Origin of the sequence: Amycolatopsis xylanica, assembly GCF_900107045.1 — a bacterium.
In the GTDB taxonomy this organism is placed as follows: Bacteria; Actinomycetota; Actinomycetes; order Mycobacteriales; family Pseudonocardiaceae; genus Amycolatopsis; species Amycolatopsis xylanica.
The window spans coordinates 793,808-813,515 of record NZ_FNON01000003.1 but is presented as its reverse complement, the minus strand read 5'-3'; the positions used below and the strand labels follow the sequence as shown (position 1 = coordinate 813,515).

Below are 19,708 nucleotides of genomic sequence, written 5' to 3'. Positions count from 1 at the left end.
TCGACCGCATGGCTATGACCTTGAGGCTGAACGACGAGCAGGAGCGCGCGCTCGCGATGCTCGCCGAGGCGCAGGGCGTGAGCAAGCATGAGGCCATCGTCCGGGCGATTTCCGAGGCGGCCGCGCGTTCCGTGCGCGATGAACGGGTACGGGCGTTGTCGCAGGATGGGCGCACTCGCTACGCCTCCTTGCTTGATCGCCTGGCGCAGTGACGATCGAGTACCTCACGCTGGATGATCTGCTGACGCTCGCGTCCGATCTCGGCGTGTCCAAGGTTCGTGATCTGGGGTTGCTCGACGCGGCGGCGCATCGGCCGCAATCGTCGCTGATGGGACAGGACGCTTATCCGGCCATTCATGAGAAAGCCGCGGTGCTGCTCGAATCGATCGTGCGTAACCATCCGCTGATCGATGGCAACAAGCGGCTGTCGTGGATGGCGATGTTCGTTTTCTACGGCTTGAACGGCCTCGACGTGGACGCGCCCGAGGACGACGCGTACGACTTCGTGATTGCGATGGCCACCGGTTCGATGAGCTACGAAGACGCGGCCGGCCTGCTGGCCGGTTGGTGCTCCTGAGGGTGACCACCGATCCGGGGCAACTCGGCGATGAATACCGTTTTCACGGTCATGATCGATGAGCCGCCGGGCAGATCGTCCGCCGCCGTCACAGGGAGAGATCATGATCCGCAGGATGCTGACCGTCGCCGCACTCGCCGCCGGGCTCGCCTTCGTGGGCGGTGCGAGCGCGCAGGCTGAGCCAAGAGGGTGTGAGCATAGTAATTATTGCCAGCTCGGGAGTTCGCTCGGCGTGCACGGTGTGGTCGGGGATGTCGCCGACGACTTGAGTTCGGCGCTTTGCTTTGCGCTGGACGATGTTCTTGGTTGGCTGCATGGCTGAGCGCATGTGGTGACCTGCGTCGTCGTGGGCTCGGCTCAACGAAGTGAGGGGGCCCTTGAGTGTGTGGTTCGCACCCGGGGGTCCCCTCACTTCGCTTCTGTGAGCGAGCGGGAGGTTGTCGAGTGCCGGTCGGCTAGAAACGCCCGCAACACTCACGACCTCAACGTCGAGGCAACCCCGCGCCCGGGATAAAGCCCGCTTTATCCCGGGCCCACCGCACCGTGGAACACGAGGTACCCCAGCGTGGAACACGAGGTACCCCAGCGTGGAACACGAGGTACCCCAGCGTGGAACACGGGGTACCCGAGCGTGGGACACGAGGTGCCCGAGAGGTCGACACGGCGCCTGGCCGTGCCCCACACCCCGGCACCGCGTGTCCCGCACTCAGACATGCCGTGTCCCGCGCTCGGGCACCGCGTGTTCCGCACTCGGGCGTCCGGGGGGGGCGGGATAAAGCCTGCTTTATCCCGGGCGGGCGAGGGAAGGGGTCGTGAGCGTTGCGGGCGGTTAGAACCGCCCGCAACGCTCACGACCCTGGTTCGCCGAAGCTCCGAGCTAGCCCTCGTAGGGCGGGGCTTCGCCCCAGCCCCAGCGCGGAACCGGAGCGTGCGGCGGTGGTGTGGCGCCGGGTTGGGAGTTCTCCATTCCGATGCGGGAGCCCCATTCCACGTAGGCCACGAAGGCCGAGCGGAATTCGGGGTCCGAAGGCAAGCCGGCCTCGTCCGCGGCCTCCGAGATCAGGCCGACCCAGCGGGCTCGCTGCTCCGGGGTGATCGAGAGGCCGAGATGGTGGCCGAGCATGGCCGAGTAACCACCATGCGAAGCCGTGTAGGTGGCGGGGCCGCCGAAGACCTCGCCCAGCCAGAGCGCCACGTGATGCGGGTGGTCGGGGCTCATGTTCGCGAACACCGGCGCCAGCACGGGGTCCTGGTGGACGTGGCGGTAGAACACCTCGGTGAGGCGGTCCAGCGCTTCGGCGCCGCCCGCCCACTCGTACAGAGTCTTCATGATTACATGATTACACCGAAAAGTCGCTGGTGGGGCTCCGCTTAAGTGGAAAGCACCGAGGCGATCTGGCGGTGATGCTTGGGCGTCTCGATCTCGTCGAGCACCGCCAGCGCGAAGTCCTCGTACGTGATCCGCTCGTCCGGCACGTACTGGAGGCCGCCGAAGCGGTAGCCGCCGCGCGGCGTGCCGTCGTGGTCGAAGTCGCCGACCGGTGCCAGCCAGACCCAGTCGGGGCCGGTCGACGCGCGCAGCACGTCCAAGCCTGCCAGGTGGCCGAGGCAGAACGGCTTGTACTCGGCCGGGAACTCGGGTGAGTGGACCGTGTCGTTGAGGAGCACCGAAATGCCGATGACCACGATGCGGTCGACCCCCGATCCCAGCAGGGTGCGCGACGCGGCCGTGTAGAACTCGGTCGCGTCGGCCTTCAGGTCGCCGACCGTGCTGATCGCGACGTCGTAGGCGGAGAGGTCGAGTGGCTGGGTCACGTCGGCCGCGTGGACCGGGACGTCGAACGAATGCCGGGACGGGTCGCGGACGAAGGCCGTGACGTCGTGGCCGCGGTTGGCCGCTTCGGCGACCAGGCGGCGGCCCGCCCTGCCGCCCGCTCCGAGTATCGCGATCTTGCTCATGTGTGGACACCCCATCTGCTCGAAAAATTGCTTCTGAGCATGACGCTATCCACGGGATACTGGTTACTTCAACGATACTTGACTACGCTCGGGAGAGTGCTGGAGCCACTCGATCCCGACATGTTCGACCCGGCCTGCCCGTCGAGCGTCACGCCGTTCCGGATCGGCGACAAGTGGTCGGGGATGATCATCATCTGCCTGGAGGACGGGCCGCGGCGGTTCTCGGAGCTGCAGGGGCCGATCAAGGGCGTCACGCCCAAGGTGCTCACGCAGACGCTGCGGGCGCTGGAGCGCGATGGCATGATCACGCGCACCGCGTACCCGGAGATCCCGCCTCGGGTCGAGTACGAGCTCACGCCGCTCGGGCGGACGCTCTTCGAGCCGATCGCGGCCTGCCGGGAGTGGGCGGCCAAGTACCTGCCCGAGATCATGGCCGCCCGGGCCGCCTTCGAGACGGCCGAGTAGCTCAGGCGGCGAAGCCCAGCGCGACGAGCGCGAGCAGGGTGATCGCGGTCGCGATGAAGGTGACCCAGGTGCGCTGGGCGGGGGAGAGCGCGTGCATGACAGATCCTTAACCACGGGGGAGTTTCCGCAGTACACAGCGCCTTGATCACCGCTTTCGTTAGCGCCTGTGCGCTAAATCACCCGTGTGCCGCGAGCAGCTCCTCGATCTGGCCCGCGAGCTGGAAGTCCTTCTCGGTCAGGCCGCCCGCCGAATGGGTGCTGAGCCGGAAGATCAACGTCCGCCAGCGGATGTCGATGTCCGGATGATGGTCGGCCGCCTCGGCGAGGTCGGCCACCCGGTCGACCACCTCGATCGCCTTCGGAAAGCTGGCCAGCTGTGCTTTTCGCCCGATCGAGTCGCCGTCACGCCGCCATTCGGGCAACCGCGCGAGTGCCTGGTCGACCTCTGAGTCACTCAATAGTTCCGCCATGACTCCATGGTGGGACAGCGACGGCTACGCTGCACCCCTGCCACAGGAATTCGCTGGAGGGGAAATGAAAAGCAGTGCCGCGCGTGCCGCGGCGGTCGTCTGCCTGGCGGGTGCCCTCGGTGGATGCACGCTGGTCGGCGGCTCGTCGGACAACGCACAGGGCCCGGTCACGGTCACCCTGGTCACCCACGACTCGTTCGACGCGCCGCAGGAGGTGCTCGACGCCTTCGAGAAGCAGTCTGGGATCAAGATCGTGGTCCAGAAGTCGGGCGACGCCGGCGCGCTGACCAACAAGCTCGTGCTGACCAAGGCGAACCCGATCGGCGACGTCGCTTACGGCGTCGACTCGACGTTCGCGTCGCGCGCGCTCGGCGAAGGCGTCTTCGAGCCCTACACCAGCCCCGAGGCCGACCGCGGGCCGCAGCGCTACGCCGTCGACCAGGAGCATCGGCTGTCCGCTGTGGACCTCGGTGACGTCTGCGTGAACATCGACACCGGCTACTTTGCCGGCAAGGGGCTCACCCCGCCCGCGTCCTTTGAGGACTTGGCCGACCCGAAGTACAAGGACCTGCTCGTCGTCGAGAACCCGGCCACCTCTTCGCCGGGCCTGGCGTTCCTGTTCGCCACGATCGCGAAGTACGGCGAGACGGCGTGGCCGGACTACTGGACCAGGCTGAAGGAAAACGGCGTGAAGTCGGTCAGCGGCTGGGAAGAGGCGTACACCCAGCAGTTCTCCGGCTCCTCCGGCAAGGGGCCGCGGCCGATCGTCGTCTCCTACGCGTCGTCGCCCGCCGCCGAGATCGGCCAGGACGGCAAGTCGCGCAGCAAGGCGCTGCTCGACACCTGCTACCGCCAGGTCGAGTACGCGGGCGTGCTCGCGGGCGGCAAGCAGGCCGACAAGGCGCGCAAGGTCATCGACTTCCTGCTCTCGCAGCAGTTCCAGGTCACCGTCGCGCAGAAGATGTACGTCTACCCCTCGCGGCAGGGCGTCGAGCTGCCGCCCGGCTGGGCACAGGTCGCGCCGCTGCCCGACAAGGCGGCGTCGCTGACGCCCGACCAGGTGCAGGCGGGCCGCGAAAAGTGGATCGGCCAGTGGCGCTCGCTACTCGAGGGCTGACCCGCCAGACGACCGGGCTGGCGCTGCTCGCGCTGGTACCGGTCGGTTTCCTGGTGGTGTTCTTCGCGTGGCCCGTCCTCGCGATCATCGGCCGCGGCTTCACGAGCGGCGGGGTCGCGACGGCCATCGCGTCCGGGGAGACCTGGAAACTGGCCGGTTTCACCCTCGCGCAGGCGGCCGCGTCCACGGTGCTCGCCGTGGCCGCGGGCCTGCCCGTCGCGTTTCTGCTCTCCCGGGTCCGGCTGCCGGGGCTGGCGCTGGTCCGGGTGCTGGTGCTGGTGCCGTTCGTGCTGCCGACGGTCGTCGTCGGGCTCGCCTTCAAGGCGTTGTGGCCGGACGGCGGGCTCGCGTCGATCGTGCTGGCCAACGCCTTCTTCAACGTCGCCGTGGTCGCCAGGACGGTCGCCGGGCTCTGGTCGCATCTCGACTCCCGCGCCGCCGACGCCGGCCGCGCACTGGGCGCTTCGCCGTGGCGCGCGTTCCGCTCGGTGACCCTGCCGACGCTCGCGCCCGCGATCGCGTCCGCCGCGGCTGTGGTGTTCTTGTTCTGTGCCACCAGTTTCGGCGTGGTGCTGATCCTCGGCGGCGCGAAGTACCGGACGCTGGAAACCGAGATCTACCTCCGCACGGTCAATCTGCTCGACCTCTCGGGCGCCGCCGCGCTTTCGCTGGTGCAGTTCGCGGCCGTGCTCGCGGCGCTGCTCGTCGGCGCGCTGGCGCGCAAACGCCGCGAGACCGCGCTCAAGCTCCGCTCCGGCAAGGACACCGCGCGGCGGCCGGTCGGCGGTGAGTGGTGGGTGGTCGCGGCCGCGCTGGCCGTGGTCGGCTTCCTGCTCGCGCCGATCATCGCGCTGCTCGTCCGTTCGGTGTCCACTGTGGACGGCTGGAGCTTCGCCGGGTACACCGGGCTGGCCGGGCGCGGCGCGCAAGGCGCGCTGCAGGTCACCGGCTGGCAGGCGGCGTCGAACTCGCTGCGCACGGCCTCGGACGCGACCATGCTCGCCATGATCATCGGCGTGCTCGCCTCGGTCGTGCTCGTTTCGCTGCGCCGCACGCCCGGCCGGGTCGCGCGCGGGATGGGCGAGGCGATGGACGCCGCACTGATGCTCCCGCTCGGGGTTTCGGCGGTGACGGTCGGCTTCGGCTACCTGGTGACGCTGGACGCGCTGCCCGGCGACCTGCGGACGTCGCCGCTGCTGGTACCGCTCGCGCAGGCGCTGGTGATCATCCCGCTGATCGTGCGGATGGTGCTGCCGGTGCTCCGCTCGGTCGACGAGCGGCTGCGCCAGGCCGCCGCGACGCTCGGCGCCAGCCCGTCGCGGGTGTGGCGTGAGGTCGACCTCCCGCTGACCTTGCGGTCACTGGTCGCGGCCGCCGGATTCGGGTACGTCGTCGCGCTCGGCGAGTTCGGCGCGACCAGCTTCCTGGCGCGGCCGGAGTCGCCGACGCTGCCGGTCGCGGTGGCCACGCTGATCGGCAGGCCCGGCGTGCTCAACAACCAGATGGCCTACGCCGCGTGCGCGCTGCTCATGATCGTGACAGCCTTGGCGGTGGCGGCGATCGACCGGCTCGGCGCCGTGCGCGGGCACACGGCCGTAGGGGAGTTCTGATGGCGCTTGAGGTCGAGGGCCTGACCGTCCACTATGGAACATTCACGGCCGTGCGCGACGCCAAGCTGGAGATCGCCGACGGCGAGGTGCTCGCGCTGCTGGGCCCGTCCGGCTCGGGGAAGTCGACGCTGCTGCGTGCGATCACCGGGCTGGAACCGCAGGTCGAGGGCAGTGTGCGCTGGGACGGCGAGGACCTCGGCGGGGTGCCGGTGCACCGGCGCGGCTTCGGGCTGGTGTTCCAGGACGGGCAGCTGTTCCCGCATCGCGACGTCGCCGGGAACCTCGCGTTCGGGCTGCGGATGCATCAGGTGCCCAAGGCCGAGCACGCGGCCAGGATCGCGAAGCTGCTCAAGCTGGTCGGTCTCGAAGGCTACGAGCGGCGCCGGGTCACCGAGCTGTCCGGTGGTGAGGCGCAACGGGTCGCGCTCGCCCGCGCGCTCGCGCCGGAGCCCCGGCTGCTGATGCTGGACGAGCCGCTCTCCGGGCTGGACGCCGGGCTGCGCGAGCAGCTGGCCATCGATGTCGCGGATCTGCTGCGCCGCACCAAGATCACCGCGCTGCTGGTGACGCACGACCAGGAGGAGGCGTTCACGCTCGCCGACCGGGTCGCGGTGCTCGACCGCGGCGAGATCCGGCAGGAGGGCGCGGTCCGCCATGTCTGGAGCCGCCCGGCCGACGAGACGGTCGCGCGGTTCCTCGGCGTCACGACGATCGCAGGCGGCACCGCGGCCGACGGCGTCGTCCGGTGCGCGTTCGGTGAAACGACCCTTCCCGGTGTGCGGGACGGCGAGGTGGAGCTCGGCCTGCGGCCGAACGCGCTTCGCTTGGCCGACAAGGGGATCCAGGGTGACGTGACCGCCGTCGTGCACCGGCGCGAGCATGTGCGGCTGGTGGTGGTGACCGGTGAGGCCACCGTCGACGCGGTCGCGCCGGTGACCGCGGACGTCAAGGTGGGCGACCGGGTCTCCCTGGCCCTCGACCCGGATGGGATCGCGGTGATCGGGCCAGGGAGACCGGTTCGAGCTAGCGGAAGATGACCGAGCCGTACGCCTCCTGAGTGGCGATCTCCCCCGTGCCCGGAGCCACCCTGGTGATGCGCGGGCCGAGGCAGCTCGCCCCGGAGGACAGCGTCGCCACCTTGTTGGTGGCGTTGGCGATCCGGTGGGCGCCCGCGGTCCCCGACGTCAGCTGGTAGCAGTGGCCGTCGACCGGATTGGTGATCGTCTGCCCGTCGTACCGGAAGGTTCCGGTCGCGTCGGTGCTCGCGTTCGCCAGCGGCGCGATGAGCAGGCCGAGACCGGCGGCGCCGGCGAGCACTGGGATGAACCTGCGCAAGGACATAGGTGATTTCCTCCCCGTATTCATTTCAGGCTGGATTTAAAAGGCCTGTTGAGACTGGGTCGTCAGAAGGTGAAATAAACCGACAACAGCTTCTGGCGCGGGAAATCGCCGAGGCTGTGTGCGGGGACCGAAGCGAAGGCTCCGGTGCAGCCGCTGCCGGTGAACACGCGCGCGGTGGCGTCCGTGCCGTTGTTCACCAGGGTGGAGCTGCTGCTGAACAGGCCGAGGCACGTCCCGTTGGCCGGGTCGGAATACACGGTCTCGCCGTACACGAACGTGCCTTTGGCTTCGACGCCCGCGGAAGCCAAGGGTGTGATGAGCAGACCGAGGCCGGTGGCGCCGATGAGTGCTTTCGCCATGATGGACATGCGTTTCCTCCCAGTATTCGGTAATACCCCCATTTCGGAAGTTAGCGCTCTCCGCTGTCACGCCACTGTCGTATTCGCGGGCAAAACGAACAAAAGGCCGTGCGCCGACCTTACGGCGCACGACCCTTGGTGATCTAGTGGCGGTTCAGCCGTCCCTGGTGGTGAGCCGCGAGTAGGCCAGTGAAAGCGCGATGACGATGTAGCACGCCGCGCGCAGCGCGCCCTCGGCCAGCTGGCCGCTCGGCATCGGGTCCTGCAGTGTCTCGGTGAGCGCGCTGGACCAGTTCTGCGTGAGCAGGAACGGGTGCAGCCACTTCACGGCCGACAGGAAGGTCAGGATGGTGAACACCACGTCACCGGCGAGCACGGCGACGACCACCAGCATCGGGTGTTCGGTCCACGCCGAGATCGCCAGCGCCACCGCGCCGACCGCCCACAGCTGCAAGGTCACCCAGGCGACCGCGATCAGCACCCGGCCCAGCGCCTCCGACAGGGAGAGCGTGGTGCCGGAGAGGGTGAACAGCGCGTCGGAGCCGTTGATGATCAGGCCGGTGATCGTGGCCGTCGCGGCCATCGAGAGGGTCGCGACCAGCGAGACCGTCGCGACGCCGAAGGCCTTGACGCCCAGCAGCCGTCCCCGGCTGACCGGCGCGAGCAGCCAGCCGCGCAGGGTGCCGTGCGCGGCCTCGCCCGCGATCGCGTCGGCGCCCGCCATCGCCGACGCCAGCGGCAGCAGCAGTGCCAGCGTCATGGTCAGCGCGGCGATCGGGAGCACGTAGGCGTTGCCGACCGCGGCCGAGAGCAGCGGGCCCGAGCTGTTGTCCGGGCCGCCGCCCGCGGCGGCCGGGTCGACCAGCGTGAGCGCGACCCCCATCACCACCGGGATCGCCGCCAGCAGCCCGAGCACGATCAACGTGCGCGGGCGCCGGAAGATCCAGCGAAGTTCGGCGCGCAGCAGCCGGACCAGGCCGACCGTGTCATGTCCCGTGCGCGCGGGAGCGACGGCGGACGTCATGACGTCACTCCTTCGTCGATGACGGGCAGCCCGTCGGGGGTGGCTGGATCGTGCTGGGTGAGCCTGGCGAAGAGGTCCTCGAGGCCGGTGCGCGCGCGTTTCGCCTCGTACACCTGGACTTCCGCGCGGATCAGCATCGCGAGCACCTCGGGCGCGGTCGCCGACGACAGGTCGACGCGGACGCCATCCGGGCTGAGCTTGGTGGTGATCCTGTGCTCCCGCAACGCTTCCACGGCCTTGTCGGTGTCCGGAGTGGACACCAGCAGCGCCGGGCTGCCGGACTCCAGCAGCTCCGAGAGCTCGCCTTGGGCGACCACGGTGCCGTCGTGCAGCACCGCGACGTGCGTGCAGGTCGCCTCGACCTCGGCGAGCAGGTGCGACGAGACCAGCACGGTCACGCCCTCGGCGTGCAGCTCGCCGATGATCCGCCGGATCTCCCTGGTGCCGGCGGGATCCAGGCCGTTGGTCGGCTCGTCGAGCACGATCATCTTGCGGGGCACCAGGAGCGCGCTCGCGAGCCCGAGACGCTGCTTCATGCCGAGCGAGTAACCGCGATACCGGCGATGCGCGGCGCCCGCGAGGCCGACGCGCTCGATCGCGTGCTCGACCGCGCCGGGTATCCCCGCCGAAGTCAGCCGGGGTTCCGCGGCCGCCATCCGCAGCAGGTTCTCGCGCCCGGACAAGAACGGGTGGAAACCCGGTCCTTCGACCAGCGCGCCGACGTCCGGCAGCGCGTGCGCGGCGCCGTCCGGCATGGCGTGGCCGAGCAGTTCGACCTCGCCCTCGGTCGGGCGGACCAGGCCCAGCAGCATCCGGATGGTGGTCGTCTTGCCCGAGCCGTTGGGCCCGAGCATGCCGAGCACGGCGCCCTCCGGCACCTCCAGATCGACCTGGTCCACCGCGACCGTGCCCCGGTAGACCTTGCGCAACCCCCTGGTCCGCGCGGCCAGCGGGACCGACGGGGCGGGCGCCCCCTGCGAGACGCCCGCGCCGCTCATCGTCGTGCCAGTGGTCACTTGGCGGCCAGAGCCTCGTAGAGGACCTGCTCCGGCACCGCGCCCGCGGCGAAGCGGCCGTCGTCGGTCACCAGCGCGGTGCCGACCTTGGTGGTGATCAGCACCCCGGAACCCCAGGCGCCGCTGACCGGCTTGCCGATCTTCGACAGCAGCGCCTTCGGGTCGGCGGTCTTGCCGTCCTTCGACTTCAGCTGCTGCGGCTTGAGCAGGTCGGGCGAGAACTTGCCGGTGATCGCCGTGTCCCAGCCGTCGCCGACGACCTTGAAGTCCTGGCGTGCCTTTTCGGCCTGCGCCAAGGTGTTGTCGTCGATCTTCGGCTGCTGCTCGGTCACCTTCGCGTCCTTCGGTGGGGTGAACTGGAACAGCTCCGCTGGCTGCGCGGTGAACTCGATGTCGCTGAACGCGATCTGCAGCGCGGGCTCGCTCGAACCGTTGGTGAGCACCGAAACCCGCAGCGGGAGCCGTGTCTCGGAGTCGACGGCGACGCGGATTTCGCGCAGCAGCGTCTTTTCCGTCGGCTTCGGGGTCAGCACCAGCTCGTACGCCGCGCGGCCGGCGACCCTGGCGGTGCCGTCGACGGCGACCGTGCTGCTCTCCCTGACCTTGCCGAGCAGGTCGGCGGTCGCGGCCGTCGGGTCGGTGGCCGCCTTGTCGGTGACCTTGCCCGGCTCGGCAGGGAACACCATCTTGCTGGCGGTGTTGGTCTTCGAGCTGTAGTGCCAGACGGTCTTGCCGTCGTTGACCGTGGTGTCCTCGGTGTTCCCCTGCTTGACCGACAGCTTCGTGCTGCCGGTGCCGCTGTTGAACAGCCGCGCCTCGTCGAACTTGAGCGAGCCGGCGCCGGGCACGGCGGCCAGCATCGGCAGGCCGAGGTTGTCCGAGACCTTGACGGTGCCGTCGAACGCGGGCTGCTTCGCCGTCAGCACGGACTGCACGAGTTCGTCGGCGCTGACCGCCGGAAGGGTGGGCGCGTCCCCCGCGCTGGCGGGCATCGCGATGAAGGCCAGTCCCGCGGCCCCCAGTGCGGTGCCCACGACCGCGGCCGTGAGTGCCTTCGTCTTCGGTTTCATCGTTTCTCCCTGTGTCCGACGAGCTCCAGTGTGCTCGCCTCCCAGCCACGACGCTTCCCTCCCGAGGCTGAGATACCGCTCAGTCTCAGCGCCTCGAACTGAGATGGCGCTGAGAGGGCGCGCGTGAGCAGCGCGAACCGGGCATGCTGAGAAACGTGAAACCTCGGGTGCTGGTCGTCGACGACGAGTTGGGCGTGCGCAAGGCGCTGCAGCGCGGGCTGCGCGCGGAGGGCATGGACGTGGTCACCGCCGCGGACGGGCCGAGCGGGCTGCGGCTCGCCCAGACCGGCTCGTTCGACGTGCTGCTGCTCGACATCATGCTGCCCGGCCTGTCCGGGTACCGGATCCTGCAGCATCTGCGCGCGGGCGGGGTGCGGACGCCGGTGCTGCTGGTGTCGGCGAAGGACGGCGAGATCGACCAGGCCGACGGGCTCGACCTCGGCGCGGACGGGTACGTGGTGAAGCCGTTCTCGTTCGTCGTGCTGGTCGCGCAGATCCGCGCGGTGCTGCGCCGGGCGAGCTCCGACGGCGCGCGCGGGCCGCTGCGCATCGGCGCGCTGGTCGTCGACAGGGCCACCCGCGAGGTGCGGTGGAACGACGAGCCGGTCGCGCTGAGCCCGCGTGAGTTCGCGCTGCTGGAGGTGCTCGTCGGGCGCGCGGGGACCGTGGTGACCAAGGACGAGCTGCTGCGCGCGGTGTGGGGTGACGAGCAGGCGGCGACGCGCAACGTGGTCGAGGTCTATGTCGGGTATGTGCGGCGCAAGCTGGACGCGGTGGGCGCCGGTTCCCTGCTGCGGACCGTCCGGGGTCACGGCTATCTTGCTTCCGATGCGCAATTGGACGAAGTGATGAGCCCGGGTTGATCCGTACGTGGTGGTGGCGGAGGTCGCTGCGGTTCCGGATCGCGTCGATGGCTGCGGCCATCACGTTCGCCTGCCTGCTGGGCCTGTCCCTGCTCGCGGGCAAGGGACTCGGGCCGCTGCTGACGGGGTCGGTCGACAACGAGCTGGCGGCCGCGGTCGCTTCGGCGTCTGCCTCGGTGAGCGCCGGGCAACGGCCGCAGGCGCCGCCCGGGGTGACCGTGCGCGTGCTCGACACGGCGGGTGACCCGGTCGACGGCCAGTCCGCGCCGGGGCTGTCCTCGCGGGTCGTGCACGACCTGAAGGCGGGCGATCGGGTCGAGACCGACGGCTCACGCTGGCGTGGCACGGTGGTGAGCGCGCCGGACGGTTCGCAGCGGCTGGTGGCCGCGTACGCGGGGCGGGTCGGATTCGCGTCCGCCGTGCGCAGCGGCACGTTCTGGCTGCTCATGACGGCACTGCTGGGCGCGCTCGTGGCGACGCTGACGACCTGGCTGGTCGTCCGGTCGGCGCTGCGCCCGGTCGCGCGGATGGGCCGGACACTGCACACGCTGCCCTCCGGTGAGCGGCTGCCGCTGCCGGAGGCGCACGACGAGCTGCGCGCGCTGGCGACCGAGTTCAACGCGCTGCTGTCACGCCAGGAGGAGGCCAACGACCGGCTGCGGCGGTTCACCGGGGACGCCGCGCACGAGCTGCGCTCGCCGGTCGCGTCGATCCGGGTGCAGGCCGAGGTGGCCGTCGCCAATCCGGATCCCGAGCTTTCGCAGGAGACGCTGGTCGACATCCTCACCGAGGCCGAGCGGCTGTCCGCGCTGCTCGACGGCCTGCTCTCGCTGGCCAGGTCCGACGCGGGCGAGCTGCCGCCAGCCGAGCCGGTCGAGCTGGTGTCCGAAGCCCGCGCCGCGCTGGACCGCCTGCCCGCGGGCTCGCCGGACGCGCGCCTGAGCGGCGTCACCGGCCAGGTGTGGGCCTGGGCGACGCACGCCGAGGTCGAGCTGGTGCTCAGCAATCTGCTGCGCAACGCGTGCCGGTACGCCGAAGGCCAGATCGTGGTGTCGGTGCTGGCCCGGCCGTCGATGGTCCGCCTGGTGGTCGACGACGACGGTCCCGGCATCCCGCCCGAGCACCGCGAACGCGTCTTCGACCGCTTCTACCGGGTCTCGGGCGACCGGGCGCGCGCGTCCGGCGGCACCGGCCTCGGTCTCGCGATGGTCGCCGAGGCCGTGCGCCGCCGCGGCGGCCAGGTCCAAGCCGGGGAGTCACCCGAAGGCGGTGCCCGCTTCCAGGTGACCTGGCGGGCGGGTCGTTAGGCGCGGCCGCCGCCCTGGTCGGAGGGCTGTACTTTTCCGGGGTGACTGTGATCGTCGGCGCCGCCGTTGTCCGTGATGGCGCCCTGCTGGCCCAGCAACGCGCCTGGCCCGCGGACCACGCGGGCCAATGGGAACTCCCAGGCGGCCGAGTCGAGCCCGGCGAAACCGAAGGCGTCGCCCTCTACCGCGAATGCCAGGAGGAGCTGGACGTCGACATCCTCGTCGGCGCCCGCGTCGGCCAGGACATCGCGCTGCCGGGCGGCAAGGTCCTGCGGATCTACGCGGCCTCGCTCTTGAGCGGCGAGCCCCGCCCAGTCGAGCACAAAGCCTTACGCTGGCTCACCCCCGACGACCTGGCCGACGTCGACTGGCTCCCCGCCGACCGCGAACTCCTCCCCGACCTGCGCCTCCTCCTCACCCCGCCCGGCTAAAAAAATCCCAATGTGGCTTTCGTCAGGTTTGAGCTGACGAAAGCCACATTGGCGGGTTGAAAACTGACCAATGCCGCATTGGGATTTTTTTAGCTGGGGTCAGCCGGCGCCGACCAGGCGGAGGGCGCTGGTCAGGCGGTGGTCGCCGCGCTCCGAGGCCCTGGCCGCGCCCGCCTTGCGGACGCGGTCGAGCTCGGCCGGGTCTTGGAGCAGGGCGTTCGTGGCCTCGCGCAGGGGGCGCAGGGTTTCGATGACCGCTTCGGCCGTGGCGTTCTTGAGCGAGCCGTAGGTGGTGTGCTCCGCCGCGAGGTCCGCGGGGGAACCGCCCGTGCAGCCCGCCAGTATCTCCAGGAGGTTCGCCAGGCCCGGGCGGTCTTCGGGGGAGTAGACGACCTCGGAGCCGCCGTCGGTGACCGCGCGGCGGATCTTGCGGCCGATCAGGTCCGGCTCGTCGAGCACCGACACCACGCCCGCCGTGTCCTGGGCGGACTTCGACATCTTGCGCGTCGGGTCGCTCAGGTCGCGCACGCGCGCGGCCGCCGGGGGCAGCACCGCCTGCGGCATGGTGAAGACCTCGCCGTAGGTGGTGTTGAACCGCCGGGCCAACGTCCGCGCGAGCTCGACGTGCTGACGCTGGTCCTCGCCGACCGGGACCTCCGAGGCGCCCTGGAGCAGGATGTCCGCCGCCATCAGCGTCGGGTAGGTCAGCAGGCTGAGCCGCACGCCGGCTTGGCCCTTCGCCTTCTCCTTGAACTGGATCATCCGCGCGGCCTCGCCGTAGCTGCAGGTGCACTCGAGGATCCAGGTCAGCGCGCCCAGCTCGCGGGCGATGTCGGACTGCACGAACAGCCGCTCCGGCGAGATCCCGGCCGAGATGAGCACGGCGAGTCCCTCGGTCGCCAGTGATCGGAGCCGTCCTGGGTTATGGCTCGTCGTCATCGCATGGAGATCCGACATGAAGTACAGGTCGTGCTCGGTGCCCTCGGCGGCCCAGCGCTGGATGGCGCCCAGGTAGTTGCCCAGGGTGATGTGGCCTGACGGGGTGACACCGGACAGTCGGGTCATGGTCGTTCCTCTCGGTGTTGCCCGAGCGGGGACACGAAAAAGGCCGCCCGATCGGGCGGCCTGTGGTCTGGTTCAGCGCACAGTCGAAGGGCCGCCTGGTGACGGCCACCACTGGGTACCTGCGGTGCGCATGATCGCCAGCATAGCGGCACTGGCAAGACCCCGGCGTGTCAGTAATGGAAAAGTCAAGCGCCGCAACGGAAAATCGATCACTTCACTCATTCCGGGCACCAGGCGTCAATAAACCGTATCGACACGCCGGTGACCGTGTGCCGAAGGCGTAAATCGGGGTTACCGTCGGGGGATGTTCGTCGTATTGCTCAACTACACAGCCCCCATCGAAGAGATCGACTACGTGCTCCCAGACCATGTCGAATGGCTGGCCAAACAGTATGAGCACGGCCATTTCCTCGCCTCCGGCAGGCGGAACCCCCGGATCGGCGGGGTGATCATCACCAGGCCGATGCTGCGAGGAAAGCTGGACGCCCTGCTGGCGACGGATCCGTTCTCCGTCCAGCACCTGGCGAAATACGAAGTGATCGAATTCTCACCGACGAAGACCGCACCGGAACTGCGGATCATCAACGAGGCGCTGGCCAGCTAGGGGAGAGCCGCGGGGACACTTGGCGGCCCCGCGGCCAGAAACGAAAACGTCAAGCAGCCGCGGCCAGCTTCGTCTTGGCCTTCTTCAGCGCGAGCACCGGGCATTTCTTGCACCGCGACTTCGACCGGCAGCACTTCTTCTTGACCTTGCCGGCCTTCATCCACTTCCGCACGATGTCCTGCGGGGTCTTCTTACCCACGTGTCGCCTCTCTGAGCAGTCGACCCAGGTTAGGTGAGGCTTACCGATCTTGGGGCGTGGGCCTGCTCACAATCGGGCAACAGGTATCCTTGTGTAGTCCGCGTGTGGCCAAAGTCGGCCGCGGTATGCCCGCCTCCGGGCTGCGCGGCCAAACACACCCGCACTTCAAAAGAGTCTCAGGAGCCCACGCGTGCCCGCAGCCAGCGCCTTCGCGGTCGAAACCGGCAAGTCGACGTCCGGTAAGACCCGGCCCGACCTGCGCAACGTCGCCATCGTCGCACACGTCGACCACGGCAAGACCACTCTGGTCGACGCCATGCTCCGCCAGTCCGGCGCCTTCGCCGAGCGGGCCGAGGTCGTCGACCGCGTGATGGACTCCGGGGAACTGGAGCGCGAAAAAGGCATCACCATCCTCGCGAAGAACACCTCGATCCACCGCGAGACCGAGAACGGCACGGTGACCATCAACGTCATCGACACCCCCGGTCACGCCGACTTCGGCGGCGAGGTCGAGCGCGGTCTCGCCATGGTCGACGGTGTCGTCCTGCTGGTCGACGCCAGCGAGGGCCCCCTCCCGCAGACGCGCTTCGTGCTGCGCAAGACCCTCGAGGCGGGCCTGCCGGTCATCCTGCTGGTCAACAAGACCGACCGCCCCGACGCCCGGATCTCCGAGGTCGTCGAGGAGACCCACGACCTGCTGCTCGACCTGGCCAGCGACATCGAGAACGCCGACCACGACGCGATCCTCGACCTGCCGGTCGTCTACGCCTCCGCCCGCGCGGGCAAGGCGAGCATGGAGCAGCCCGCCGACGGTGACGTCCCCGACGCCGAGAACCTCGACGTGCTCTTCGACGTCATCCTGCGCCACGTGCCCGAGCCCTTCGCGGACAAGGAAGGCCCGCTGCGCGCGCTGGTCACCAACCTCGACGCGTCCAACTTCCTCGGCCGCATCGCGCTGATCCGCATCTTCTCCGGCAACCTCCGCAAGGGCCAGGACGTGGCCTGGATGCGCGAGGACGGCACCACCCAGAAGGTCCGCATCTCCGAGCTGCTGGTCACCGAGGCGCTCACCCGCGTCCCGGCGACCGAGGCCAGCGCCGGTGAGCTCGTCGCGATCGCGGGCATCCCCGACATCACCATCGGCGACACCCTCGCCGACGTCGAGAACCCCGAGGCGCTGCCCCGGATCACCGTCGACGAGCCCGCCATCTCGATGACCATCGGCGTCAACACCTCGCCGCTGGCAGGCCGCTCCGGCGGCGACAAGGTCACCGCGCGCCTGGTGAAAGCCCGCCTCGACCAGGAGCTCATCGGTAACGTCAGCATCAAGGTGCTGCCGACCGAGCGCCCCGACACCTGGGAGGTCCAGGGCCGTGGCGAGCTGGCGCTGGCGATCCTCGTCGAGCAGATGCGCCGCGAGGGCTTCGAGCTGACCGTCGGCAAGCCGCAGGTGGTCACCCGCATCGTCGACGGCAAGGTCCACGAGCCGTTCGAGCGCCTGTCGATCGACGCCCCCGAGGAGCACCTCGGCGGCATCACCCAGCTGCTGGCGGCGCGCAAGGGCCGCATGGAGCACATGGGCGGGCACGGCACCGGCCGCATCAAGCTCGACTACGTGCTCCCGGCGCGTGGCCTGATCGGCTTCCGCACCGACTTCCTCACCGAGACCCGCGGCACCGGCATCGCGAACCACGTGTTCGAGGGCTACTTCCCGTGGGCAGGCGAGATCCGCACCCGCCACAGCGGCTCCTTGGTCGCCGACCGCTCGGGCCCGATCACCTCGTACGCGATGATCCAGCTCGCCGACCGCGGCACCTTCTTCGTCGAGCCGGGCGCCGAGGTCTACGAAGGCATGGTCGTGGGCGAGAACCCGCGCGCCGAGGACCTCGACATCAACATCACCAAGGAGAAGAAGCTGACGAACATGCGTCAGTCCTCCGCCGACGTGATGGAGACGCTGGCCCGCCCGCGCAAGATGGGCCTCGAAGAGGCGCTGGAGTTCTGCTCGGTCGACGAATGCGTCGAGGTCGCGCCGGATGTGGTCCGCATCCGCAAGGTCACGCTGGACGTCAACCAGCGCGCCAAGGAGCGCAACCGCAACAAGAACCGCGACAAGGACTGATAAAACCCCAGGTCAGGGCTCGTGAGTGGGAAAGCCGGTTCTAACCGGCCATACCACTCACGAGCCCTTTCCCATATGCCTTAACAGGTGTTCACCGGCAATGTGGGAATCTCGGGTGTACGCGGAGCCCGGCCGTGACAGCATGGCGGCTCAAACCCGATTCGCGATTTGCAGGAGGTAAGCGGCGTGCGGATGAGCAGGGCAGCGGGACTGGGACTCGTTGCGCTGATGCTGAGCGCGTGCTCGTCGACGCCTCCGCCGCCGGTCGTCTCGTCCACCGCGAACCCGTCGACGGTCGCGCAGACCAAGACCCCGTCGCAGATCGTCATCGGCGTCGACGACGTGGTCGGCGGGTACAACCCGCACAACCTCGCCGACGTCTCCACGGTCACCACCGCGCTCGCGCAGCTGCTGCTGCCTTCGGTGTTCCGTACCAAGGACGACGGCACCCGCACGCTCGACACGAACCTCATGAAGTCGGCCCAGGTCATCTCGGAGGCGCCGTTCACGGTGGCCTACGAGATCCGTCCGGACGCGTCCTGGTCCGACGGGGCCCCCATCGCCGCCGAGGACTTCGCGTTCCTCCGTGACGCGATGAGGGACGAGCCCGGCGTGATCGCGCCCGCCGGCTACCGGCTCATCCAGGACGTCCAGTCGCGCGAGGGCGGCAAGCGCGTCGAAGTCACCTTCACGAAGCCGTACCCCGGCTGGCAGACGCTGTTCGGCGACCTGCTGCCCGCGCATCTGCTCAAGGACGCGCCCGGCAGCTGGAAGGGCGCGCTCGCGAGCAGTTTCCCCGCGTACGGCGGCCCGTTCTCGCTCAAGGGCATCGACATCGCGCGCGGCGAGATCATCCTGGAGCGCAACGACCGCTACTGGGAGAAGCCCGCCGCCATCGACAGGCTGGTGCTGCGCCGCGCCGATCAGCAGGGCCTCGCGAACGCGCTGGCCAGCGGCAACGACCAGTTCGCCCTCACCATGGCTGACTCGACCGGGGTCGGCAGGCTCAGCTCGCTCGGCCCCGCCGTGCAGCTGACCACGCTGCCCAGGCCGCTCGTCGCCGACGTGCTGCTGCGGCCGGTCGGCGTGCTCTCCGACGACAAGGTCCGCGCCGGCGTCGCCGCGCTGCTCGACCGCAACAAGCTGATCTCCGCCGGCGTCGCGGGCGGTCCCGCCAAGCAGGCCGACGCCCAGGTGCGCGCGCCCTCGGTGCCGGGCTACGCGGCCACGCTGCAGCCCGGCCCGCCCGCGACACCCGACGCCGCGCACGCCGAGGAACTGCTCAAGTCCGCCGGATACGCCAAGGAAGCCGGAATCTGGCGCAAGTCGGGCAAAGCTCTTTCCGTGGTCGTCGCCTCGCCAGGCAAGCAGGATCCGTACGCGCTGATCGCCAAGAGTCTCAAGGACCAGCTCGTCGCGGCCGGGATCGAGGTCAACGCCGTCGCGCCGCCGCCGAGGGAGCTTTTCTCGCTCCAGCTGGCGATGCCGGTGGTGAATGGCCAACAGCAGGCCACCCCGGACGCGGCGGGCGCCGTCGGCGTGGACATCGCCGTCGTGCCGCAGCCGGTCGACGGTGACGTGGCGACCGTGCTCGCCTCCACTTTCGGGTGCAGGCCTGGTCAGGCGGAGGCGGACAAGAGCAAGCCCGCCGTGCCCGCGAACGCCGCCGGGCTGTGCGACCCGTCCCTTCAGCCGACGATCGACGCCGCGCTGCAGGGCACCAAGCCGATCGACGACGCGCTTTCGCAGATCGAGCCCGAATTGTGGCGTAAAAATGTTGTGATCCCGTTGTTCCAGCTCGCTGACACGTTAGCTATCGGCGCTGGTATTTCGGGTGTTACGCCTGGTCCTCCGATGGTCGGGCCATTCGGTTCGGCGGTGAACTGGACGCGCGGCACCAAGTAACCGTTGGGCCAGGTGGACCAATACTTCCGGCGCGTCCGTGTGACCTGACCGTACGTTCGGGTGGTCAGTCGATTCCAGCAGGTAACCGCCATATTTCTGGCGGTCAACTACAAGTCACCCTTTGGTCACGATCGCCCCGGAACTGGTGACTGTTCGTACATTTCCTTTCTAGCGTGCACCCGCAGTGCGCCAATTGAGTGTCGC

23 protein-coding genes are annotated in these 19,708 nt (G+C 69.4%); 13 read left to right on the top strand and 10 right to left on the bottom strand.

Going from position 1 to position 19,708, the window contains the following annotated elements:
- Positions 1-8 precede the first annotated feature (8 nt).
- The 3 genes from BLV57_RS17440 (at position 9) to BLV57_RS17430 (ending at position 899) form a co-directional block, all read left to right on the top strand.
- Positions 9-212, top strand: a complete 204-nt coding sequence (locus BLV57_RS17440; RefSeq protein WP_091289842.1) for a ribbon-helix-helix protein, CopG family — start codon at positions 9-11, stop codon at positions 210-212.
- Entirely contained in the window at positions 209-577 is a 369-nt protein-coding gene (locus BLV57_RS17435; RefSeq protein ID WP_091289840.1) for a type II toxin-antitoxin system death-on-curing family toxin, read from the top strand. The genes BLV57_RS17440 and BLV57_RS17435 overlap by 4 nt, the downstream gene beginning before the upstream one ends.
- A 103-nt stretch (positions 578-680) precedes the next feature.
- Complete coding sequence (locus BLV57_RS17430; protein WP_091289838.1) at positions 681-899, top strand: hypothetical protein; 219 nt, start codon at positions 681-683, stop codon at positions 897-899.
- A 555-nt stretch (positions 900-1,454) separates the two neighbouring features.
- On the opposite strand, the gene BLV57_RS17425 is transcribed toward BLV57_RS17430, so the two are convergent.
- Entirely contained in the window at positions 1,455-1,907 is a 453-nt protein-coding gene (locus BLV57_RS17425; protein WP_091289837.1) for a group II truncated hemoglobin, read from the bottom strand.
- Positions 1,908-1,948: 41 nt separating this feature from the next.
- Positions 1,949-2,536: an NAD(P)-dependent oxidoreductase gene (locus BLV57_RS17420; RefSeq protein WP_091289835.1), complete on the bottom strand. Its 588-nt coding sequence runs from the start codon at positions 2,534-2,536 to the stop codon at positions 1,949-1,951.
- Between the two features lie 120 nt (positions 2,537-2,656).
- Here BLV57_RS17420 and BLV57_RS17415 point away from each other — a divergent pair, with 120 nt between their 5' ends.
- Positions 2,657-3,001, top strand: a complete 345-nt coding sequence (locus BLV57_RS17415; protein ID WP_176968691.1) for a winged helix-turn-helix transcriptional regulator — start codon at positions 2,657-2,659, stop codon at positions 2,999-3,001.
- Between the two features lie 176 nt (positions 3,002-3,177).
- Here BLV57_RS17415 and BLV57_RS17410 read toward each other — a convergent pair whose 3' ends face one another.
- Positions 3,178-3,471 (bottom strand): 4a-hydroxytetrahydrobiopterin dehydratase, encoded by a 294-nt coding sequence (locus BLV57_RS17410; protein ID WP_091289832.1) that lies wholly within the window; start codon positions 3,469-3,471, stop codon positions 3,178-3,180.
- Positions 3,472-3,535: 64 nt separating this feature from the next.
- On the opposite strand from BLV57_RS17410, the gene BLV57_RS17405 reads away from it, so the two are divergent.
- The 3 genes from BLV57_RS17405 to BLV57_RS17395 are packed head-to-tail and all read left to right on the top strand — an operon-like array spanning position 3,536 to position 7,235.
- Positions 3,536-4,588 carry a thiamine ABC transporter substrate-binding protein gene (locus tag BLV57_RS17405; RefSeq protein ID WP_091289830.1) on the top strand — a complete coding sequence of 351 codons (1,053 nt, stop codon included), beginning with the start codon at positions 3,536-3,538 and terminating at the stop codon, positions 4,586-4,588.
- Positions 4,564-6,198 (top strand): ABC transporter permease, encoded by a 1,635-nt coding sequence (locus BLV57_RS17400; RefSeq protein ID WP_425426003.1) that lies wholly within the window; start codon positions 4,564-4,566, stop codon positions 6,196-6,198. The genes BLV57_RS17405 and BLV57_RS17400 overlap by 25 nt, the downstream gene beginning before the upstream one ends.
- Positions 6,198-7,235, top strand: coding sequence for an ABC transporter ATP-binding protein (locus BLV57_RS17395; RefSeq protein WP_091289829.1), 1,038 nt, complete (start codon positions 6,198-6,200; stop codon positions 7,233-7,235). The genes BLV57_RS17400 and BLV57_RS17395 overlap by 1 nt, the downstream gene beginning before the upstream one ends.
- Here BLV57_RS17395 and BLV57_RS17390 read toward each other — a convergent pair.
- The 5 genes from BLV57_RS17390 to BLV57_RS17370 all read right to left on the bottom strand — a co-directional run bounded on the left by BLV57_RS17390 (position 7,222) and on the right by BLV57_RS17370 (position 11,008).
- Positions 7,222-7,539 (bottom strand): hypothetical protein, encoded by a 318-nt coding sequence (locus BLV57_RS17390; RefSeq protein WP_091289827.1) that lies wholly within the window; start codon positions 7,537-7,539, stop codon positions 7,222-7,224. The genes BLV57_RS17395 and BLV57_RS17390 overlap by 14 nt on opposite strands.
- Positions 7,540-7,601: 62 nt before the next feature.
- The gene (locus BLV57_RS17385) at positions 7,602-7,907 is read right to left on the bottom strand and encodes a hypothetical protein (protein ID WP_091289825.1); all 306 of its coding nucleotides are present in this window, start codon (positions 7,905-7,907) and stop codon (positions 7,602-7,604) included.
- A 145-nt stretch (positions 7,908-8,052) separates the two neighbouring features.
- Positions 8,053-8,922, bottom strand: coding sequence for an ABC transporter permease (locus BLV57_RS17380; RefSeq protein WP_091289823.1), 870 nt, complete (start codon positions 8,920-8,922; stop codon positions 8,053-8,055).
- A complete protein-coding gene (locus tag BLV57_RS17375; protein ID WP_091290455.1) occupies positions 8,919-9,920 on the bottom strand; it encodes an ABC transporter ATP-binding protein in 1,002 nt (333 codons plus the stop codon). Before BLV57_RS17375 ends, BLV57_RS17380 begins: the two co-directional genes overlap by 4 nt.
- A 14-nt stretch (positions 9,921-9,934) precedes the next feature.
- On the bottom strand, positions 9,935-11,008 hold the full coding sequence (locus BLV57_RS17370) for a LolA family protein (protein ID WP_091289821.1): 1,074 nt from the start codon (positions 11,006-11,008) through the stop codon (positions 9,935-9,937).
- 143 nt (positions 11,009-11,151) lie between these two features.
- Between BLV57_RS17370 and BLV57_RS17365 the strand changes: the two genes are divergently transcribed.
- Genes BLV57_RS17365 through BLV57_RS17355 form a run of 3 tightly spaced genes read left to right on the top strand, consistent with a single transcriptional unit; the run spans position 11,152 to position 13,609 of the window.
- The gene (locus BLV57_RS17365) at positions 11,152-11,871 is read left to right on the top strand and encodes a response regulator transcription factor (protein WP_176968656.1); all 720 of its coding nucleotides are present in this window, start codon (positions 11,152-11,154) and stop codon (positions 11,869-11,871) included.
- Between the two features lie 47 nt (positions 11,872-11,918).
- Positions 11,919-13,178 (top strand): sensor histidine kinase, encoded by a 1,260-nt coding sequence (locus tag BLV57_RS17360; protein WP_091290454.1) that lies wholly within the window; start codon positions 11,919-11,921, stop codon positions 13,176-13,178.
- Positions 13,179-13,225: 47 nt separating this feature from the next.
- A complete protein-coding gene (locus BLV57_RS17355; RefSeq protein ID WP_091289818.1) occupies positions 13,226-13,609 on the top strand; it encodes a (deoxy)nucleoside triphosphate pyrophosphohydrolase in 384 nt (127 codons plus the stop codon).
- Between the two features lie 99 nt (positions 13,610-13,708).
- Here BLV57_RS17355 and trpS read toward each other — a convergent pair whose 3' ends face one another.
- Positions 13,709-14,674, bottom strand: coding sequence for a tryptophan--tRNA ligase (trpS, locus tag BLV57_RS17350; protein WP_091289816.1), 966 nt, complete (start codon positions 14,672-14,674; stop codon positions 13,709-13,711).
- 304 nt (positions 14,675-14,978) lie between these two features.
- Here trpS and BLV57_RS17345 point away from each other — a divergent pair, with 304 nt between their 5' ends.
- A complete protein-coding gene (locus BLV57_RS17345; protein ID WP_091289814.1) occupies positions 14,979-15,278 on the top strand; it encodes a YciI family protein in 300 nt (99 codons plus the stop codon).
- 49 nt (positions 15,279-15,327) lie between these two features.
- Here the strand turns inward: BLV57_RS17345 and BLV57_RS43285 are convergent, their stop codons facing one another.
- Complete coding sequence (locus BLV57_RS43285) at positions 15,328-15,477, bottom strand: hypothetical protein (protein ID WP_176968655.1); 150 nt, start codon at positions 15,475-15,477, stop codon at positions 15,328-15,330.
- 190 nt (positions 15,478-15,667) lie between these two features.
- Here BLV57_RS43285 and typA point away from each other — a divergent pair, with 190 nt between their 5' ends.
- Complete coding sequence (gene typA, locus BLV57_RS17340) at positions 15,668-17,599, top strand: translational GTPase TypA (protein ID WP_091289812.1); 1,932 nt, start codon at positions 15,668-15,670, stop codon at positions 17,597-17,599.
- A gap of 192 nt (positions 17,600-17,791) precedes the next feature.
- The gene (locus BLV57_RS17335; RefSeq protein ID WP_091289810.1) at positions 17,792-19,504 is read left to right on the top strand and encodes an ABC transporter substrate-binding protein; all 1,713 of its coding nucleotides are present in this window, start codon (positions 17,792-17,794) and stop codon (positions 19,502-19,504) included.
- Positions 19,505-19,708 lie beyond the last annotated feature (204 nt).

What these genes read in the sequence shown, in the direction of transcription:
- BLV57_RS17335 (WP_091289810.1), top strand. Translation starts at nt 17,792, where the DNA reads ATGAGCAGGGCAGCGGGACTGGGACTCGTTGCGCTGATGCTGAGCGCG.
- BLV57_RS17415 (WP_176968691.1), top strand. Translation starts at nt 2,657, where the DNA reads ATGTTCGACCCGGCCTGCCCGTCGAGCGTCACGCCGTTCCGGATCGGC.
- BLV57_RS17420 (WP_091289835.1), bottom strand. Translation starts at nt 2,536, where the DNA reads ATGAGCAAGATCGCGATACTCGGAGCGGGCGGCAGGGCGGGCCGCCGC.
- BLV57_RS17370 (WP_091289821.1), bottom strand. Translation starts at nt 11,008, where the DNA reads ATGAAACCGAAGACGAAGGCACTCACGGCCGCGGTCGTGGGCACCGCA.
- BLV57_RS17430 (WP_091289838.1), top strand. Translation starts at nt 681, where the DNA reads ATGATCCGCAGGATGCTGACCGTCGCCGCACTCGCCGCCGGGCTCGCC.
- BLV57_RS17365 (WP_176968656.1), top strand. Translation starts at nt 11,152, where the DNA reads ATGCTGAGAAACGTGAAACCTCGGGTGCTGGTCGTCGACGACGAGTTG.
- BLV57_RS17405 (WP_091289830.1), top strand. Translation starts at nt 3,536, where the DNA reads ATGAAAAGCAGTGCCGCGCGTGCCGCGGCGGTCGTCTGCCTGGCGGGT.
- BLV57_RS17380 (WP_091289823.1), bottom strand. Translation starts at nt 8,922, where the DNA reads ATGACGTCCGCCGTCGCTCCCGCGCGCACGGGACATGACACGGTCGGC.
- BLV57_RS17440 (WP_091289842.1), top strand. Translation starts at nt 9, where the DNA reads ATGGCTATGACCTTGAGGCTGAACGACGAGCAGGAGCGCGCGCTCGCG.
- BLV57_RS17360 (WP_091290454.1), top strand. Translation starts at nt 11,919, where the DNA reads ATGGCTGCGGCCATCACGTTCGCCTGCCTGCTGGGCCTGTCCCTGCTC.
- trpS (WP_091289816.1), bottom strand. Translation starts at nt 14,674, where the DNA reads ATGACCCGACTGTCCGGTGTCACCCCGTCAGGCCACATCACCCTGGGC.
- BLV57_RS17375 (WP_091290455.1), bottom strand. Translation starts at nt 9,920, where the DNA reads ATGAGCGGCGCGGGCGTCTCGCAGGGGGCGCCCGCCCCGTCGGTCCCG.
- BLV57_RS17385 (WP_091289825.1), bottom strand. Translation starts at nt 7,907, where the DNA reads ATGTCCATCATGGCGAAAGCACTCATCGGCGCCACCGGCCTCGGTCTG.
- BLV57_RS17395 (WP_091289829.1), top strand. Translation starts at nt 6,198, where the DNA reads ATGGCGCTTGAGGTCGAGGGCCTGACCGTCCACTATGGAACATTCACG.
- BLV57_RS17345 (WP_091289814.1), top strand. Translation starts at nt 14,979, where the DNA reads ATGTTCGTCGTATTGCTCAACTACACAGCCCCCATCGAAGAGATCGAC.
- BLV57_RS17410 (WP_091289832.1), bottom strand. Translation starts at nt 3,471, where the DNA reads ATGGCGGAACTATTGAGTGACTCAGAGGTCGACCAGGCACTCGCGCGG.
- BLV57_RS17425 (WP_091289837.1), bottom strand. Translation starts at nt 1,907, where the DNA reads ATGAAGACTCTGTACGAGTGGGCGGGCGGCGCCGAAGCGCTGGACCGC.
- BLV57_RS17390 (WP_091289827.1), bottom strand. Translation starts at nt 7,539, where the DNA reads ATGTCCTTGCGCAGGTTCATCCCAGTGCTCGCCGGCGCCGCCGGTCTC.